This is a genomic window from Blastopirellula marina DSM 3645 (genome assembly GCF_000153105.1).
In the GTDB taxonomy this organism is placed as follows: domain Bacteria; phylum Planctomycetota; class Planctomycetia; order Pirellulales; family Pirellulaceae; genus Blastopirellula; species Blastopirellula marina.
In genome coordinates this window covers 952,910-968,881 of record NZ_CH672376.1, presented here as the reverse complement: position 1 = coordinate 968,881, position 15,972 = coordinate 952,910, and the positions used below count along the sequence as shown (strand labels likewise).

Here is a 15,972-nt window from a genome sequence, read left to right as displayed (position 1 = left end):
ATAGGTAGAAAACGTCAACGCATGAAAATGCCCCGGCACATGAAAGTGATTAACTCGCTTTCGATGCGGCGGTTATTCGTCCATAAGCTGGAAGGTAAATCAACCGTGCGGTCGAGTCAAAGAATTCGAAGTCACTCTGTTGCTGCTGAGTTGTGCCGCGGTGGTAAGAGAAGACACTGGCCAAAGGCCAGAAGCGTCCGGGGTTTCAGGTTTTTCATCGTTCCGGCCGCCTGGCGTGCGTCATGTGTTGGGACGAGAGGCTGGTGTGCTGATCTTGCGGTCGGCGCCGGTTCAACATCCGCGCAGGCGGCGGCGCGGCTTGCCGTCGGGGTTAGACCCCAGCCTATTACTACTCGGCTGATGGCGATGCGAACAGGGATTGAAGTAGCGGGCCGCATTCCCTTGCTGGCGCAACGGGCTAGTGTGACGGTGTTTGTTTTGATTCCGACCGTGTTTTTCCGTTTTTCATCCGTGGATTGACGAGGCTCCATTTTTGTTTCTGAAAAATGGCGTCCCTTCAAAACTCGCGTCTCGGGTTACGATTACAACGTCACTTTCTGACACCGTTCACAATAAAAGGTCGCCCGCTGTGCTTGCACGATTCGGATGACTTCCACTTTTCCGCAGGTGCGGCACAGCTCTCCTTCGCGACCATAGACGCGATGACAGTTTTGGTAGCCGCCATCCTTGTTGAGCGCGTTGCGGTAGGTGCCGTCGCCGAGGGTCGAGCCTTCGTACTTGATCGCCTCTTGCAGCACGTCGACCATCGCGGCATGGATGCGTTTCCAAGCGGCGGTCGACAGCGCCTCGCAAGGAGTCGCTGGATGAACCTTGGCCACATGCAACAGTTCCGCCGCGTAAAGATTGCCAACGCCGCAGACTCCCTTTTGATCGAGCAGCGCCACCTTTACCGCGCGGCGGCTTTTCGCCAAGCGGTCACGCAGCTCTTGCCAGGAGATGACGAGTGCGTCGGGCCCGATCTTCCCGCTTTCGGAAAACTCGGCGACAAATTCTCGCTCCGAAAAAAGTCGGACCGATCCGAGCCCGCGACGATCCCAGAACCAAACTTTTTCAACGCCGCAATCGGCCAGCGACATTTCCCAGCGCAGATGTTCGCGCGTGGGGGGATCGGCGACCAGCACCAGCCCGGTCATCCGCGGTTCCAGAACAATTCGATCTCCCCCCTCCAGCACGATCACCACCCGTTTGCCGACCCGATCGATCGCGGTGACCCGGCGATCGACGGTCCGGCGGCGAAATGCGGCGATCCCCGGCGCAAGCAAAATGGGGCGCCGAGCACATGGCGGCTTGGCGACATCGGTCACTTTACCGCCGATGATCGAGAGAATCCCGCGGCGCATCGTTTCGACTTCAGGCAGTTCTGGCATGCAATCCGAGGGGGAAAAACAAGGTTCCAACCGTCTTGAATTGTAGCGCGATTCCTGCCGCTGCGTTAGTCGGCGCCGCTCGTCACTACTTGACCCCCCGAAGGCTTCAATTGATACTCGAACCTTTGCTCGATGATCGCGTCCTTCTCCAGAACGCCTTCCTACAGACTCTACCCCCGCAAAGTGCGAATGAACCCTGCTAGCGAATCGCTCGGCCCCGCCTCGGCGAATGTTCCTGACCAAGCTGGTCGATATGGACCTTTTGGCGGACGCTATGTGCCTGAGACGTTGACGCGCGCCTTGGACGAACTGACCGTTGAGTACGCCAAGGCGAAAGCCGATCCGGCGTTTCAGGCCGAGTTGGATCTGCTGCTCCAAGACTTCGTCGGCCGTCCTTCGCCGTTTTATCACGCCAAACGGCTGAGCGAAAAGTGCGGGGGCGCCCAGATCTGGCTGAAGCGCGAAGATGTGAATCACACCGGCGCTCACAAGATCAACAATACGCTTGGCCAGGCGCTGCTCACAATTCGGATGGGCAAACAGCGGGTCATCGCCGAAACCGGCGCCGGCCAACACGGCGTTGCAACCGCAACCGCATGTGCTCACTTCGGCATCCCCTGCGTCATCTACATGGGGGAAGAAGATATCCGACGTCAGGCGCCAAACGTCTTCAGCATGAAACTGCTGGGCGCCGAAGTTCGCCCCGTCACCACCGGTTCGCGCACGCTGCGGGACGCGATCAACGAAGCGATGCGTGACTGGATGTCGTCGGTCGAGACGACCCACTACATTCTCGGCAGCGTCGTCGGGCCGCATCCCTTTCCGCAAATCGTCCGCGATTTTCAAGCGGTGATCGGGACCGAAGCCCGCGTGCAGTCGCTGGCCCGCTTTGGCCGCTTGCCGGACTCAGTCGTCGCTTGCGTCGGCGGCGGCAGCAACGCGGCGGGGATGTTCTATCCGTTTATTGAAGATACCGGCGTCGAGCTGGTCGGCGTCGAAGCCGGCGGTCGCAGCGATGACGCCGGCGATCATGCTTCGCCGTTGTCGTTCGGCAGCCCCGGCGTGTTGCACGGCAGCTACAGTTTTGTCATGCAAGACGAAGATGGACAGACCTGCGACGTCCACTCGGTTTCGGCCGGTCTCGATTATCCCGGCGTTGGTCCTGAACATAGCTATTGGAAAGCGACCGGCCGCGTTCGCTACACCAACTGTAAAGACAACGACGCGCTCGACGCGTTTGATGCGCTCGCAAGTTGCGAAGGCATTTTGCCGGCGCTCGAATCGTCGCACGCAATTGCGGCCGGCATGAAAGTCGCCGCCGAGAAACCGGCCGATCAAATCGTGGTGGTTTGCCTTTCGGGGCGCGGCGACAAAGACGCCGCCGAAATCGCTCGCCTTAAAGAAGAACGGCAATAAGCCGCTCTCCCGTTACTCGCACTATCCGATCACTGGTTGGTCCTGAAAGTTTTCCTCGCGCATGTCCTCCATCGACCAGGTTTTCGCCGAACTTCGTGACGCCGGCCGCAAGGCGTTCATCCCCTTTGTCACCGCCGGTGATCCTTCGCTCGACGTTACTGCGGCCGTGCTGAAGGAACTCTCGTCACGCGGCGGCAACGTCTGCGAACTCGGCATTCCCTATAGTGATCCGATCGCCGACGGACCAGTGATCCAGGCCTCGTACACGCGGGCCCTTGATCGCAAGATCAAGCTGAGTCAGATCCTGGAAATGGCCAGCAAAACAACGCCGCAGATGACGGCGCCGCTGGTCACCATGGTCAGTTACGCGATCATCTTGCGTCACGGTCCCGAAGAATATCTGCGGACCGCAAAAGCGGCCGGCGTCGCCGGAGCGATCGTCCCCGACTTGCTGGTCGAAGAATCTGGCGACTTCGCCAAGCTTTGCCAGCAGCATGATTTCAGCCTGATCCAATTGGTGACTCCCACCACGTCGCGCGAGCGGGCGATGCGCATCGCCGAAACGTCGACCGGCTTTATCTATTACGTCTCGGTCGCCGGCATCACCGGCGAACGGACGGAAATGCCGAAGGACTTGCTCGAAAACGTCTCATGGCTCCGCAGTCAAACCAAAGTGCCGATCTGCATCGGCTTTGGCGTCAGCCAGCCCGAGCATGTGCGAACGCTGAAGAAAGTCGCTGACGGCGTGATCGTCGGTTCGGCCATTGTTCGCCGGCTAAGCGAGATCGGCGCCAAGCCTGAGGCGCAAGTGATCGCCGAAGTCGGCGACTACGCCGAGACCTTGATCGCAGCGCTCAACGAGTAACCAACATTCTCTAGCAAGGTCGGTCGCGAACGTGTCGTACATCGTCATCGAAAACGGAACGCTGCACGACCCGGCCAACGACATCGACGGCGTGGTGCAAACGTTGTGGCTGCGCGACGGCAAAGTGGTCGCCCCTCCCACCGAACCGAACCCCGCGATCAGCCGCCGCATCGACGCGCGTGGCTATGTGGTGATGCCGGGCGGCGTCGATCTGCATTGCCATATCGCCGGCCCCAAAGTCAACGCCGGGCGCAAAATGACGCCCGACTATCGCCGCGAACATCGGATCGCGCGGACCGAGCGAACTCGCTCGGCCACCGGAGGGCTCGTTCCCAGCACCTTCGGCACTGGCTACATGTTCGCCGGACTCGGCTATACGACGGCGATGGACGCCGCGATCCCCGGCTTGCATGCTCGGCATGCGCATGAAGAACTGGCCGACACGCCGCTGGTCGACAAAGGGTTTTATCTGCTATTTGGCAACAATCACTTTGTGCTGGACCATTTACGCGCAGGTCGCCAAGCGGAGTTGGACGCCTATCTAGGCTGGTCGCTGCACGCCGCCAAAGCGTACGCGATGAAAATCGTCAATCCCGGCGGCGTCGAAAACTGGAAACAGATCAGCCGCAAAACGCTGCAACAGTTGGACGAACCGGTCCCCCATTTTGGCGTGACGCCGCGGCAAGTGGTCCGCGAGTTGGCCGCCGCGGCGGACCGCCTGCGATTGCCGCATGCGCTGCACATCCACTGCAACAACCTGGGGATACCAGGCAACTACCGGACTGCGCTGCACACCATGGAGTCGCTGGAAGGCTCGCGAGGGCACTTTGCTCACGTGCAGTTCCATAGCTATGGCGGCGACGAAAACGATCCAAGCAGTTTCGCTTCGGCCGCGCCGGCGTTGATTGACTATGTCAACGCGCATGAGAATATCACCGTCGACGTTGGTCATGTGAACCCTGGCCGTACGCTCGGCATGACCGGTGACGCTCCGTTCGCCCAGCATCTGGCCGAGATGACCGGCAACCGCTGGTTCGCCGCCGACTGCGAGCAAGAGAGCAGCTGCGGCGTGATCCCGATGGAGTTCCACCCGCAAAAGGTGTTGGTCCATGCGATCCAATGGGCGATCGCGCTCGAATGGTATTTGCGGATCGAAGACCCCTGGCGCGTCTGCATGAGCAGCGACCATCCCAACGGCGGCGCGATCTATCGCTATCCCGAGATCATTCACTTGCTGATGGACGCCGATTTCCGTCGCGAAGCGATCGGCCGCATGCATAGCGAGCTCTCAGGGCGAACCACGCTGGCCGATCTCGATCGGGAGTACTCGCTGCAAGAGATCGCGATCATCACCCGAGCGGCGCCTGCCAGAACGCTGGGCTTAAGTCACAAAGGGCATCTGGCGATAGGCGCCGACGCCGACGTGACGATCTATGCGCCGCAGCCCGATATTCGCGCGATGTTCGAGCGACCGCGATACGTATTGCAGGCAGGCCGCGTAATCTGCGAAGAAGGACAAGTTCTGGGCGATTTCGCAGGACGGACCATTTACGCCGAGCCTGATTTCGACGCCGATTTTCTGCCGCATATCGAAAATTGGTTCAACGAACATTACACGATTCGGTTCCGTAACTACACCATCGCCGCCGAGTCGCTTGCCGCCGCCTCGGTGATTGCTTGCGGTTAATTCCGCTTGTCATCAACGCCCGTTGATCAGACACGCTAGCATCCGGCGACGGGGCAATTGGTTTGCGCTCACCCGCCGACCAAAATTGCTCTACACCTCCCGTGGCGTTTCTGACATACTTCGCGCCGATGCTCGGTCGAATAGGAAGGGATATCGCTGCGCATGCCCGAAATCTCGGTCATCATTTCCCAACGCAACTCCGGCGGCGCGTTGGTTGAACAAATGCCGGTTTTAATCGCCCAACTCGATGCGCTCGATCAATCGTTCGAGATCATCGTAGTGGACGACGCTTCGCGCGCTTCAACGGTAGAGACGATTGAGAATCTCTGCCGTCAGATTCCGCCGCTACGAGCGATTCGGCTGGATCGGCGGGTTGGGCTCTCGGGCTCGGTCGTCGCCGGCATTCGCGTTTCGACCGGCGACAAGCTGGTCTTTACGTCGGCCGGACTCGAATACCCCCCTCACCAAATCAAAGATTTGCTAGATGCTCAGTCACGCGGCGACCTGGTGATCGGACGCCGTGCGACCCCCAGTTCCGCTCGATGGTTGAACCGCATCGTGCGAACTCCCCGTCGCATGCTGCTCAACATGGACATTCACGATCCTGGCTGTCAGTTTTGGTCGGCGCGACGCGAAGCGCTGGTCAACACCCCGCTGCCGCGCGGATCGTATCAATATTTGGCCGCGTTCGTCGCGATGCGGGGCTACCGCGTCACCGAGTCGCCGATTCAATACGACGCCCTCGCGGCGCCGGACGAATCGCTCGATGATGGTTGGCCGTCGCCGTTGAATTTGGCGTGCGCCTGGTGGCTATGTCGGCGCTGGCAAGAGCCGAGCTACGCAGAACTGCGACGCACCGAAAACCTATTACCAGAACTACGGGTCGCTTTTTTTGATGACATGCGCGATTCAAAGCGTGCTGGCTGAAGCGGATCCTAGGAAGAAACAATGAAGATCTTTTTCAGCGTCGGCGAACCTAGCGGAGACCTGCATGGAGCGAACTTGATTCGCGCCATGAAGGAACGCCGGGACGACCTGCAATTTGTCGGTTACGGCGGCCCCAAAATGGCGGAAGCAGGCTGCGAGTTGCATGCCGACCTGACCAAGCTGGCGATCATGTGGTTCTTGCGGGCCTTTTTGAATCTGCATCGCTTTATCGGACTGATGCTGCAAGCGAACCGCTACTTTCGGGATTCGCGTCCTGACGCCGTGGTGCTGATCGACTATCCCGGCTTCAACTGGTGGATCGCCGCCCGCGCGAAGTCGCATGGCATTCCCGTCTTCTATTACGGCACTCCGCAGTTGTGGGCCTGGGCCGGCTGGCGCGTCAAAAAGATGCGTCGCTACGTCGATCATGTGCTGTGCAAATTGCCGTTTGAAGAAGCGTGGTATCGCGAACGCAATTGCAACGCCACCTTCGTCGGACATCCCTTTTTCGATCAATTGCGTTCGCATCGCTTGCACGAGGATTTCATCGCCGAGCAACGCGAAAAGCCGGGCCAGCTGATCGCCATTCTGCCGGGCTCACGCTCGCAGGAAGTTGCGGCGAATCTCCCCGCCTTTTTGGAAACCGCCAAGAAGATCGTCGAACAAGTTCCGGACGCGCGGTTCGCCGTGGCCGCCTACAACGAAAACCAGGCCGCCTACGCGTTCGAGCGGATCATCGCATCCGGCCTGGATATCGAAGTGCAAGTCGACCGCACGCCGGAGTTGATCCATGCGGCGCACTGCTGTCTGGCCTGCAGCGGAAGCGTTTCGCTCGAACTTTTGTACCACGAAAAGCCGACTGTCATTCACTACAAGATCAGCCCGTTTGGCCTGTGGGTGCAAAGCTTCTTTCGCAAAGTTCGCTACATCACGCTGGTGAACATCTTGTCGACCGACAAGCCGTTCTACGAAGCGGAGTACTTCACGTACGATCCCGATGCGCTAAGCGCCGAACAGGTTCTCTTTCCCGAGTATCTAACTTGCGAAGATCGAACCGGCGACATGGCGACGCGAATCGTCAACTGGCTGCATGATGACGACGCCTACGCGCGACGCGTGCGTGAGCTTCATACGTTGCGAGAACGTGTCGGCGGCGGCGGCGCTTCGATGCGCGGAGCCGAGTACATCCTCAACAAGCTGCAAAGCGATACCGTCGCGCCGCAAAAGTGCGCGGCGTAAGTATCATTTCTCTTCGTCGCCCGCAGCGCGAGTTTTGAAGTTGCGCTATTTCCATGGTTGGCCGCGATAGCTCCGCTATCGGGGCGGCGCAGCCGTAGGAAACATTGGTTCCCCGTAAGCAGTTCAGGGGCTTTTCGCCATTTCAAACGGTGTTGCAACCACCGCAGTAAGTCCGACCGCGGCTCGATGCTTCTTACCGACTGCGTCGGCCCTGATAGCGGAGCTATCCGGGCCACCCCGACTCCGTTCGGCCAAATAGCACAACCTCAAAACTCGCGCTGCGGGCTACGAAGAGCTGAATCGCCCTATCCCATTAAAAGCCCTCTTCGATTCCGCTGGGGGGCAAGAGATCGCACAACGGGCACGTCTCGCACTTGGGCGTCTTGCGACAATGTCCATTGCCGACGCGCACCAACAGCGCGTGATATTCGTTGAACAGCGCGACATCTTCCGGCAGTTGGCTGACAAACTGGTCCTGGATTTGATGATAGTCGGCCTCTTGCTCGATCCAGCCATGTCGTTTCAACACGCGCGACGTGTACGTATCGACGACGAATGTCGGCAAATTGCCGGCGTACAGTAAGATCGCGTCGGCCGTCTCGGGTCCGATTCCGTTGAGCGCCAGCAGATCCTCGCGAAGCGAATCGACGCTGCAGGCGAACATGGCCTCCAGGTCGCCGCTGTGGACGTCGACGACGTATCGCATGAGATTCTGCAGTCGCTTCGCTTTCAGGCGATAGTAGCCTGCAGGGCGAATGATTTCGGCCAGCTCTTCAACCGGCGTCTCGTGCAGCTTGAACGGATCGAGCAACCCCTCTTCTTTTAGGTTGACGATCGCCTTCTCGACATTCTTCCAAGAAGTATTTTGCGTCAGGACGGCGCCAACCATGATCTCAAGCGGCGAGTCGCCTGGCCACCACGATTGATGACCGTAGTGAGCGAGCAAGCGGTCGTAGACATCCAACAATGATATCGACATAGGCGTAGGCGAGGGTGTAGATAGGTAGAATAGAGCGCGTGGCGCTTTCCCTCCGACCATACCGATTTCCCTATTCCGCTGGCAACCCGGCCTGATATTTCGATGCCTGACGTTTCTTCCGCTGATCCAACGCCGCCAGGCTATTTCGCCGAATCCGCACGTCCGCTGGTAAGCCTGGTGTTTGTCGTGCCGATGCTGATCATCTATGAAGTCGGCGTGTTTGCGCTCGGGCCTCAGGCGATTCGCAACGGGGTCGACGTTTGGCTGCGCGAACTGCTGATTGTGATCGGTTTTGGCCAATACTTTTTGTTGCCGCTCTTAACCTGCTGCTGTCTGTTGGCCTGGCATCATCTGAAAGAGCAGCCCTGGCGAATCTCGCCCGGCGTCTTGCCGCTCATGTTGTTGGAATCGGCCGTATTGGGGTTGATCTTGCTCGGCTTGGCGCACTGGCAAGCGTCTCTTTTAAAAGCCGAAATCGCGGCGGAAAGCACGTCGACATTGCCTAGCGAAACAATTCGCCAATTGATTGCTTATTTTGGCGCCGGGATCTATGAAGAACTTCTGTTTCGCTTGATGTTGATTCCGATTTTGTGGCAAGCCGCCATCTTCATGGGAATGCCGAAGCCAGCGGCGACTGCGATCGCCATCCTCGGCTCCAGCTTGATTTTTTCGGCGGCCCATTATGATTTCTTTACTTCGGCAGGCGAAGCGTTTCAGTGGTATAGCTTCCTGTTTCGTTGTTCAGCCGGATTAATTTTCGGACTGCTTTTTACGTTTCGCGGATTTGGCGTCGCCGCCGGTACGCACGCGTTGTATGACGTGTTCGTCGCATTGGTCTAACGATTGCTGCTAGCGAAGCGCAGCGCACTCGAAAGGTCAATGTCAAGTCCTTGTGAACAAAGAGTTGCAGAACATAATCGATACAGGAGAGAAGCAAAAAGCTCTCTTTGTGACGAGTCGCAACGCAACGTATAATCGGAGCGTCGACGCAGATCACAATCGCTCGACTGCCCCAACATTCAAAAGAGGAAGTTCACCGCGTGCTATCGATTCGTCCCAAAGTCGCAGAGTTGGTTTTCCAACTCTACAGCCGTTCGCTCCACCCGGAGTTGTTCGAGATTTATAAATCTCGCACGATCACGCGCGGCGGCTACACTTTGAAGCTCGATATCACCAGCGTCGGCCATATCATCACGTGGCGCTACGAAGGGATGACCCTGACCGAAGTCTGCGCCAGCGCTCATCAGCCGCTGCCGCAACGGCGACGCGTGATGGCCTACCAGCTGAAAGGGCGTCGCGTCGACCAACTCGATTGTCGCGGCGGCGTCGGCTACAAAGCGGAGTTTGAGCTGGAGCCGGTGACGACCAAGATCTTTCGCATGTGCCAACGCGAACTCTCGTACGATCCGAAGCAAGGACTCGTCCACCAGTTTGAGTCGAGCGGACGGATGAACTTCGGTGCGCTGAGCTATATCAACGCCGAGACCCGCAGCCGCAGCGTCTTCGTGCAAGCGTTTCATACGTTTCCAGACGACAACGCGATCGTCAAAACCGAATCGTACTTTCAGTTGCCCTAGAGGCCGCTTGAGAAGCGGCGCTATTTGCATGGTTGGCCGCGATAGCTCCGCTATCGGGGCGGCGCAGCCGTAGGAAACATTGGTTCCCCGTAAGCAGTTCAGGGGCTTTTCGCCATTTCAAATGGCGTAGCGACTACCGAAGTAAGTCCGACCGCGGCTCGATGCCTCTTACCGACTTCGTCGGCCCTGATAGCGGAGCTAACCGAGCTACCCGGACTCCGTTCGGCTAAATCGCGAAACATCAAACAGCGCGAGCTACGAAAAGAGTTATTCCGCCGCAAAATTGCGGTTCGCCGGTTCAATCGATTGTTGATTCAAACAATCGATCAGCATCCGAAACCGCCCCAAGCTGCGGCGATTGAATTCAAACACGATCCGCGGCAACGGCGCTAAATCAGGCTGATCGCTTTCGTGCGGCAGCGGATCGCTGAGCTTGAACGCACCGCGCACCAAGATGTCCTGGAACTCGTTTTGAATTTCTTCCAACAATTCCGGCGACGGCGCCTCTTGGATTCGCAGCACCAACTTGTCGCGCACATAACGCATGCTGTGGTAGTTGCGATAGAAGCCGATCGTTTCTTCGATCGCCTCGTCGCAACTGTCGGTCACTTTGTAGATCGCCAAGTCTTCGGGCGAGATCAATCGCTGCTTGAGCAGCGGATCGAGAATGAACTCGTGGAACCGCTTCCAGTAGTATCCGCCTGGTTCGTCGACCAGGACGACGGGACACATGTCTCGTTTGCCGGTCTGCAGAAGCGTAAGCACCTCAAACGCTTCGTCCAGCGTGCCGAAACCGCCTGCGAAGCAGACGACGGCGTCGCACTCTTTGACGAACATCAGCTTCCGCGTGAAGAAATACTTCATGTGGACGAGCTTCTCGTCTCCCAGGATCACTTCGTTGGCGTCTTGCTCGAAGGGGAGCATGATATTCAGCCCCATCGAGTTCTCGCGCCCTGCGCCCAGATGTCCCGCCTCCATGATTCCGCTGGCGGCGCCGGTGATCACGAGCCAATTTTTCGCGGCGATCTTTTGTCCAAACTCCAGCGCCTGTTGAAAGCTGGGCGCGTCTTCCGGCGTTCGCGCCGATCCAAAGACGGTGACTTTGCGGCGATCGCGATAGGGAGCGAAAATTTTGAACGCATATTGCAACTCGCGCAGCGATCGGCTCAAAAGTTTTAGGTCGCCGCGAGAGGATTCATCGGCGGCTAACTTGTCCGCCGTGTCTCGAATATGCTGAATGAGATGCTCGGCGGTGACCGCCGCGCGATGCGAATGGGCCTCAGGCTTGCTTTTCGACCGATCCGCCGAATTGTCGTTGATGTCTGTCATGTGATAATCTCCCACACAATCATAGCGGAGCGGGCAAGGTTCCCTTATTGTTTCCTCGGAAAATCGGGCGGCCTGAAATCCCGGCACTCTGGCAGCGGCCTAACCCTCCTTTGAGCTACTCCAGGTAGCAGGAGTCGCTAACACCGCTCCAGATCGTACCTCAAATTGCGGTCATTACCCTACCCATGACTGGACAAACAATTAGCGCAACTGCTTTGTTTTTAATGGGTTGTAAATATGCTTGGCCATATGTAGACTGGACCCATCGTCGTTTTTCGAATTCTTACGGAAATCGCCTCGACACCAACTCCTCTGCTTGGTCACTCCCTCGTTTTAGCTATCAACCTGGTTATCGCTATTTGTGCGAGAGCAGTGCATCGAAGACAGCATGGTTAACATCTTGCGGAAACGCGACGTCACAGTCATAGAATTCGGCCGTGAATACGATTGTCTCGACGAATCGAACCTCGGTAAGACCGCGCAGCAATTGATTGAGGTGGCCAAACACGCCGATCCTCCATTGGTGGTTTTCGATCTCACGTGCACCAAGGTCTTTGGCTCGTATTTCATCCAGTTTTTGATCCGAACCTGGAAACTGGTCAAGAAGCGGAATGGCCGACTCGTGCTGTCCGGGCTCGACGACCCTTGCCTGAACGTTTTGCGTCGCTCGAAGATCGACTCCCTCTGGGAGCGGTTTGAGACGATCGACCTTGCGGTGGATGCGCTGCTCGAGGAGCAGCCCCCGCAATAGGTTACGCATCGCCGGGAGGTTTCCCCTTCCCCGCTTCGATGTAACCGGCTCGCATCCGTGCGTACTCTTCCGGCGTCGGCAGCTCGTCCGACGTTTCTCCGGCAGCGACCGCTTGATCAAACAGTCGCTGCAAAAAGGGACGGCACCAACCGCAGCCGGTCCCTGCGCCAAAACAGTCGCTCAATTGCCCGACGCGCCGCGGCTTTTCGATGCGCAAGTAATTCGAGACCTTGCGCTTCGTAACGTGAAAACAGAGGCAAAGTTCGTCGTCGGGCTGCATCGCTTCACTCGCTTAGGTTTGCGGCGGCTTGATTCCGAAGTCTTCGATCGTCAGCAGCGTGCGCAACTTGTAGCCGGCGGCGGCGAACGCGGCGCTGCCCCCCTCTAAGCGGTCGACAATCGCAATCACTTCACGCACTTCCAAACCGGCCGCTTTCACTTTTTCGATCGCTTGCAGCGAGCTGCCGCCGGTCGTGACGACATCTTCGACAATCACGCACGATTGGCCAGCGGTGACCGGCCCTTCGACATCACGGCCCGTTCCGTGCGCTTTCGCTTCTTTGCGGACGATAAAGCCCGCCAGCGACTTTTGTTGCACCGCGGCCATCGTAATGACGGCCGCGGTGATCGGATCGGCGCCGATCGCCATGCCGCCGACGGCGTCCGGCAGATCGCCTTCCAACATTTCGAGAATTCCCAGGGCTACCTGCAGCGCCCCTTCACTATCGAGCGATACTTTTCGACAGTCCAGGTAATAGGTCCCCTTCTTTCCCGAGGCCAGCGTAAAATCGCCGAACTGGAGCCCTTTTTCCCGTACAATTTCGATCAGTCGTGATTTGTCGTATTTCATGATTTTGGTATCCGTCGCCGCAAAGGAAATCAATTCCCTATGTTATCAAGCGACGCTCCATCGCCGTAGTACGCTAAACTTAGTCAGCGGCCAATTTTGCGGCAGCCCCGTTTTCCGCCCCTTTTCAACATCCATTCCCGCCCATGATCGTATCCCTAGTCGTTTGTGCGGTTTTCGCCGCCGAAGCCGCTGACAAGCAACCGGCCTACGAGCCGATCACCGCCTATCACCTGATCAATCTCGAAGGGTGGGACGTCTACGTCAACAAACGTCTGTTGCGCGAAGAAAAGCAGCTGGGAGACGAAGTGACGCAATTATTGCAAGACAAACTGCGCGAGATTTGCCGTCTCCTTCCTAAGCGCCCCTTGGCCGAATTGCAGAAAACGGCGATCTGGTTGGAACTGGACAACGATAAGGCGAACCCCTGCGCCTGTTACCACGCGTCAGCCGACTGGCTGCGCGAACATGGTTTTCTAGAACAGAAAGAGAAGTGCGTCGAGATCTCCAACGCCCGCACGTTCCTCGACTGGTCGCGCCAGCAGCCGATGATGGTGCTGCACGAACTGGCCCACAGTTATCATGATCGCGTACTCGGCTATGACGACGCAGCGATCCAAGTCGCCTTCGAGCGCGCGAAGGAAAGCGGCGAGTACGAAAAAGTATTGCGTGCCAACGGCAAAGTAGAGCAACACTACGCGCTGCAAAACCAGATGGAGTATTTTGCCGAAGGAACCGAAGCCTACTTCGGCGCGAATGACTTCTATCCGTTTGTCAAAGCCGAACTTCAGCAGCACGACCCGCAGTTGCACCAATTGCTGGGAGAGATCTGGCGCGACTAGCCGCTTCAACAGTGCGTTACTCTTCAGCCCATTTCGCCAGGCGTGCGGCGACAAAGGCGAAGTCGGTCAGATGAGGATGATTTTCGATCGCGATCGCCGCTCGCTTGATGACTGCTGGACTGGGGAGTTTTCCCTCGGCGTCGCGATTATCGAGCAAAAACTGCTGGCGAGCCAGCACTTCACGAATCCCAGCGTAGTTCTCGTCGGCCAGCGCCAGCGACAGCTCAGAGACTTCGACCGAGACCTGCAGCAACTCGTCGGGAATCGCGCCCCGCTGGGCGACCACATGACAGCGTTCGAGCAGTTGGGCCGCTCTGGCGGTGAAGACGCCCCACAGTCGTAACATGCCGCCCACCGCGCGGCGATCGATCGACTTGGTTCCCAGCGTATAACGAAACGGCGTCACCAGATCGACGACAGGATTGATTTCGTTGGCGGTATAAACGCAGATGTCTTTGCGACGGGTTTCAGCCAGCGCTCGGATCGCGGTCACGGTGGTTGGCCGATGCGCCGGCGAACAGACGGCCATCACCTGGGGGATCTCCAGCAGACGGCGCCAATCCTCGATGCTGGAGAGTCGCCGTGTGCCTGAGCCTTGCGGATAGATAATCAACGGGAGCGTTTCTCCCACCGCGTGAAACAATCCCAGCAATTCTTCCAGCGAGCCTGTCGCCGCTTCATCCAGTGCGATGGCGATCGCCTGAATTCCGGCCGCATGTAATTCGCCGGCCAGTTGCAACGACTCCGCTTCGTCCACCAAAGCGATGCGCAGAAATGATTCGCCTTCGACTTGGGCCGGCGCTGCGCCGATCGACTCGAGCAATTCGCGCCGCCGCGCTGGCGGCGCACCTAACAGGTCGACCACAGCTCCCCCTGCTCCGGCGGTCGCATAGTAACGCCACAGCAGCTTTTGCCGCGACGCGTCAAATCGCCCCTCGGTAACCGCGATCGGAGCGATCGGCAGGCAAAGCCCGCTACAAAGCCGATCGCGAGTCAAAGTATCAGAATCCACGAGATAACTCGTTGAGCAGTGAACAAGATAGGGCCGCCGCTAGTGCGCCGTATTCTTTTTGATCGTCTCCACTGCAATTGTTCTAGAGAAATTCCCGCTATTTCAGCCATTGGCGGGGACTATCTTCGAAAAATTCGCTCTTGTACGAACCGCGCCGTGAGATTGGCGCCGGTCCAAAACCACTCACTCCGATAGTAAGCGACTACCCCGATGATCAGGCCCAACGCATAGATGAAAAAGCTGTCGGAAAACCACATCGCAGCGACGACCACGCCGAAGATCAGCGAGAGAATCTGCATCGACGAGTCAAATCCCCACGACCAGATCGCATAGCAAACGACAAATCCAACGGCGCCCCCCGCCAACAGCGCGAACGCAGGCTGAGCCGCTTCGCTTGCTCGAGCGATTCCTAACATTGCTAGCGGTACGACAATCAACAGCGCCAGCAACAACAGAAGCAGGCGCGCCAGCCAAACTTGAAATCGGGAACCGCTTGTGCGATTCGAAGGAGCGATCTTGGGCATAGAGAAGCAATACGACGGCGGCCAACGACTCGCCTGGCGCTGGGAACGTCAGTCGAATCGAGATTACTCGAATTTGGCGGTCCGCGCCTCGCGAACCGCTCTAGCCGTATTGTCGGCGAAATTGTCGATCTGATTCAACCCTCGCAGCAACATTGCGTGCCCGTCGACGACAACACCTTCCAATTCGCCCTCTTCCATCGACCGAACCAGGCTCGACAGACGGCCCGCCTGTTCGCGCAGGCGATCGACGACGCGGGCAATTCGTACGCTCGAATAGGGCTCTTTCCGCCGCACGCGATCCGCGCCCTCTTCCATTTTCGTCGTTTTGGGCTTGCCGTTTTTTTTCGCCATGACTTTCCTCGCCCTCTCCTGTTGCAGAACGAAACAGGGAATACGTAATTTCTGAACACTTATCGCCGAATAACCGACTTACTTCCCAGGGGGTCACGAATACTCGTCGATTTACTCTGCGCCGATCGATTCGACAGAGTTGGAAAGCTTCTCAGAATACGTGGCGAAATGACGAATTCCGTTTAGTTTGCCGTTAGTTTTGGTTAAGATCCGAAAATTATCGCCGAATGATCAAGCG

The 15,972-nt window shown here is 57.8% G+C and carries 18 protein-coding genes; 10 read left to right on the top strand and 8 right to left on the bottom strand.

The features are described from left to right. Positions 1–480, top strand: a 480-nt coding sequence (locus tag DSM3645_RS31195) for a hypothetical protein (protein ID WP_237564761.1), incomplete at its 5' end; no start/stop codon positions are given. A 62-nt stretch (positions 481–542) separates the two neighbouring features. Here DSM3645_RS31195 and DSM3645_RS05630 read toward each other — a convergent pair. Next, positions 543–1,388 (bottom strand): Fpg/Nei family DNA glycosylase, encoded by an 846-nt coding sequence (locus tag DSM3645_RS05630; RefSeq protein WP_002651096.1) that lies wholly within the window; start codon positions 1,386–1,388, stop codon positions 543–545. A gap of 189 nt (positions 1,389–1,577) precedes the next feature. Between DSM3645_RS05630 and trpB the strand changes: the two genes are divergently transcribed. From trpB to lpxB, 5 genes are all read left to right on the top strand, one after another. Then, complete coding sequence (gene trpB / locus DSM3645_RS05625; RefSeq protein ID WP_002651095.1) at positions 1,578–2,804, top strand: tryptophan synthase subunit beta; 1,227 nt, start codon at positions 1,578–1,580, stop codon at positions 2,802–2,804. A gap of 61 nt (positions 2,805–2,865) precedes the next feature. Further along, positions 2,866–3,669 carry a tryptophan synthase subunit alpha gene (trpA, locus tag DSM3645_RS05620; protein WP_002651094.1) on the top strand — a complete coding sequence of 268 codons (804 nt, stop codon included), beginning with the start codon at positions 2,866–2,868 and terminating at the stop codon, positions 3,667–3,669. Between the two features lie 31 nt (positions 3,670–3,700). Beyond that, positions 3,701–5,356, top strand: coding sequence for a formylmethanofuran dehydrogenase subunit A (locus tag DSM3645_RS05615; protein ID WP_002651093.1), 1,656 nt, complete (start codon positions 3,701–3,703; stop codon positions 5,354–5,356). A 162-nt stretch (positions 5,357–5,518) separates the two neighbouring features. Then, a complete protein-coding gene (locus tag DSM3645_RS05610; protein ID WP_002651092.1) occupies positions 5,519–6,283 on the top strand; it encodes a glycosyltransferase family 2 protein in 765 nt (254 codons plus the stop codon). A gap of 21 nt (positions 6,284–6,304) precedes the next feature. Beyond that, positions 6,305–7,522, top strand: a complete 1,218-nt coding sequence (gene lpxB, locus DSM3645_RS05605; protein ID WP_002651091.1) for a lipid-A-disaccharide synthase — start codon at positions 6,305–6,307, stop codon at positions 7,520–7,522. 313 nt (positions 7,523–7,835) lie between these two features. On the opposite strand, the gene DSM3645_RS05600 is transcribed toward lpxB, so the two are convergent. After that, positions 7,836–8,501, bottom strand: coding sequence for an endonuclease III domain-containing protein (locus DSM3645_RS05600; RefSeq protein ID WP_002651090.1), 666 nt, complete (start codon positions 8,499–8,501; stop codon positions 7,836–7,838). A gap of 102 nt (positions 8,502–8,603) precedes the next feature. On the opposite strand from DSM3645_RS05600, the gene DSM3645_RS05595 reads away from it, so the two are divergent. Both DSM3645_RS05595 and DSM3645_RS05590 read left to right on the top strand, forming a co-directional pair. After that, positions 8,604–9,341, top strand: coding sequence for a CPBP family intramembrane glutamic endopeptidase (locus tag DSM3645_RS05595; protein WP_002651089.1), 738 nt, complete (start codon positions 8,604–8,606; stop codon positions 9,339–9,341). A gap of 200 nt (positions 9,342–9,541) precedes the next feature. Beyond that, on the top strand, positions 9,542–10,078 hold the full coding sequence (locus tag DSM3645_RS05590; protein WP_002651088.1) for a DUF2617 family protein: 537 nt from the start codon (positions 9,542–9,544) through the stop codon (positions 10,076–10,078). Between the two features lie 267 nt (positions 10,079–10,345). Here DSM3645_RS05590 and DSM3645_RS05585 read toward each other — a convergent pair whose 3' ends face one another. Next, positions 10,346–11,407 carry an LOG family protein gene (locus DSM3645_RS05585; protein ID WP_116344370.1) on the bottom strand — a complete coding sequence of 354 codons (1,062 nt, stop codon included), beginning with the start codon at positions 11,405–11,407 and terminating at the stop codon, positions 10,346–10,348. A gap of 388 nt (positions 11,408–11,795) precedes the next feature. On the opposite strand from DSM3645_RS05585, the gene DSM3645_RS05580 reads away from it, so the two are divergent. After that, on the top strand, positions 11,796–12,158 hold the full coding sequence (locus DSM3645_RS05580) for an STAS domain-containing protein (RefSeq protein WP_050769309.1): 363 nt from the start codon (positions 11,796–11,798) through the stop codon (positions 12,156–12,158). 1 nt (position 12,159) lies between these two features. Here the strand turns inward: DSM3645_RS05580 and DSM3645_RS05575 are convergent, their stop codons facing one another. Beyond that, positions 12,160–12,438 (bottom strand): (2Fe-2S)-binding protein, encoded by a 279-nt coding sequence (locus DSM3645_RS05575; protein WP_002651085.1) that lies wholly within the window; start codon positions 12,436–12,438, stop codon positions 12,160–12,162. 12 nt (positions 12,439–12,450) lie between these two features. Further along, the gene (gene pyrE / locus DSM3645_RS05570; RefSeq protein WP_040352156.1) at positions 12,451–13,008 is read right to left on the bottom strand and encodes an orotate phosphoribosyltransferase; all 558 of its coding nucleotides are present in this window, start codon (positions 13,006–13,008) and stop codon (positions 12,451–12,453) included. Positions 13,009–13,151: 143 nt separating this feature from the next. Between pyrE and DSM3645_RS05565 the strand changes: the two genes are divergently transcribed. Continuing rightward, the gene (locus DSM3645_RS05565; protein WP_002651083.1) at positions 13,152–13,847 is read left to right on the top strand and encodes an anthrax toxin lethal factor-related metalloendopeptidase; all 696 of its coding nucleotides are present in this window, start codon (positions 13,152–13,154) and stop codon (positions 13,845–13,847) included. A 16-nt stretch (positions 13,848–13,863) separates the two neighbouring features. On the opposite strand, the gene DSM3645_RS05560 is transcribed toward DSM3645_RS05565, so the two are convergent. The 3 genes from DSM3645_RS05560 to DSM3645_RS05550 form a co-directional block, all read right to left on the bottom strand. Next, entirely contained in the window at positions 13,864–14,859 is a 996-nt protein-coding gene (locus DSM3645_RS05560; protein WP_002651082.1) for a hypothetical protein, read from the bottom strand. Positions 14,860–14,978: 119 nt separating this feature from the next. Further along, positions 14,979–15,383 carry a hypothetical protein gene (locus tag DSM3645_RS05555; RefSeq protein WP_002651081.1) on the bottom strand — a complete coding sequence of 135 codons (405 nt, stop codon included), beginning with the start codon at positions 15,381–15,383 and terminating at the stop codon, positions 14,979–14,981. A 63-nt stretch (positions 15,384–15,446) separates the two neighbouring features. After that, on the bottom strand, positions 15,447–15,734 hold the full coding sequence (locus tag DSM3645_RS05550) for a hypothetical protein (protein WP_002651080.1): 288 nt from the start codon (positions 15,732–15,734) through the stop codon (positions 15,447–15,449). Positions 15,735–15,972: the final 238 nt, after the last annotated feature.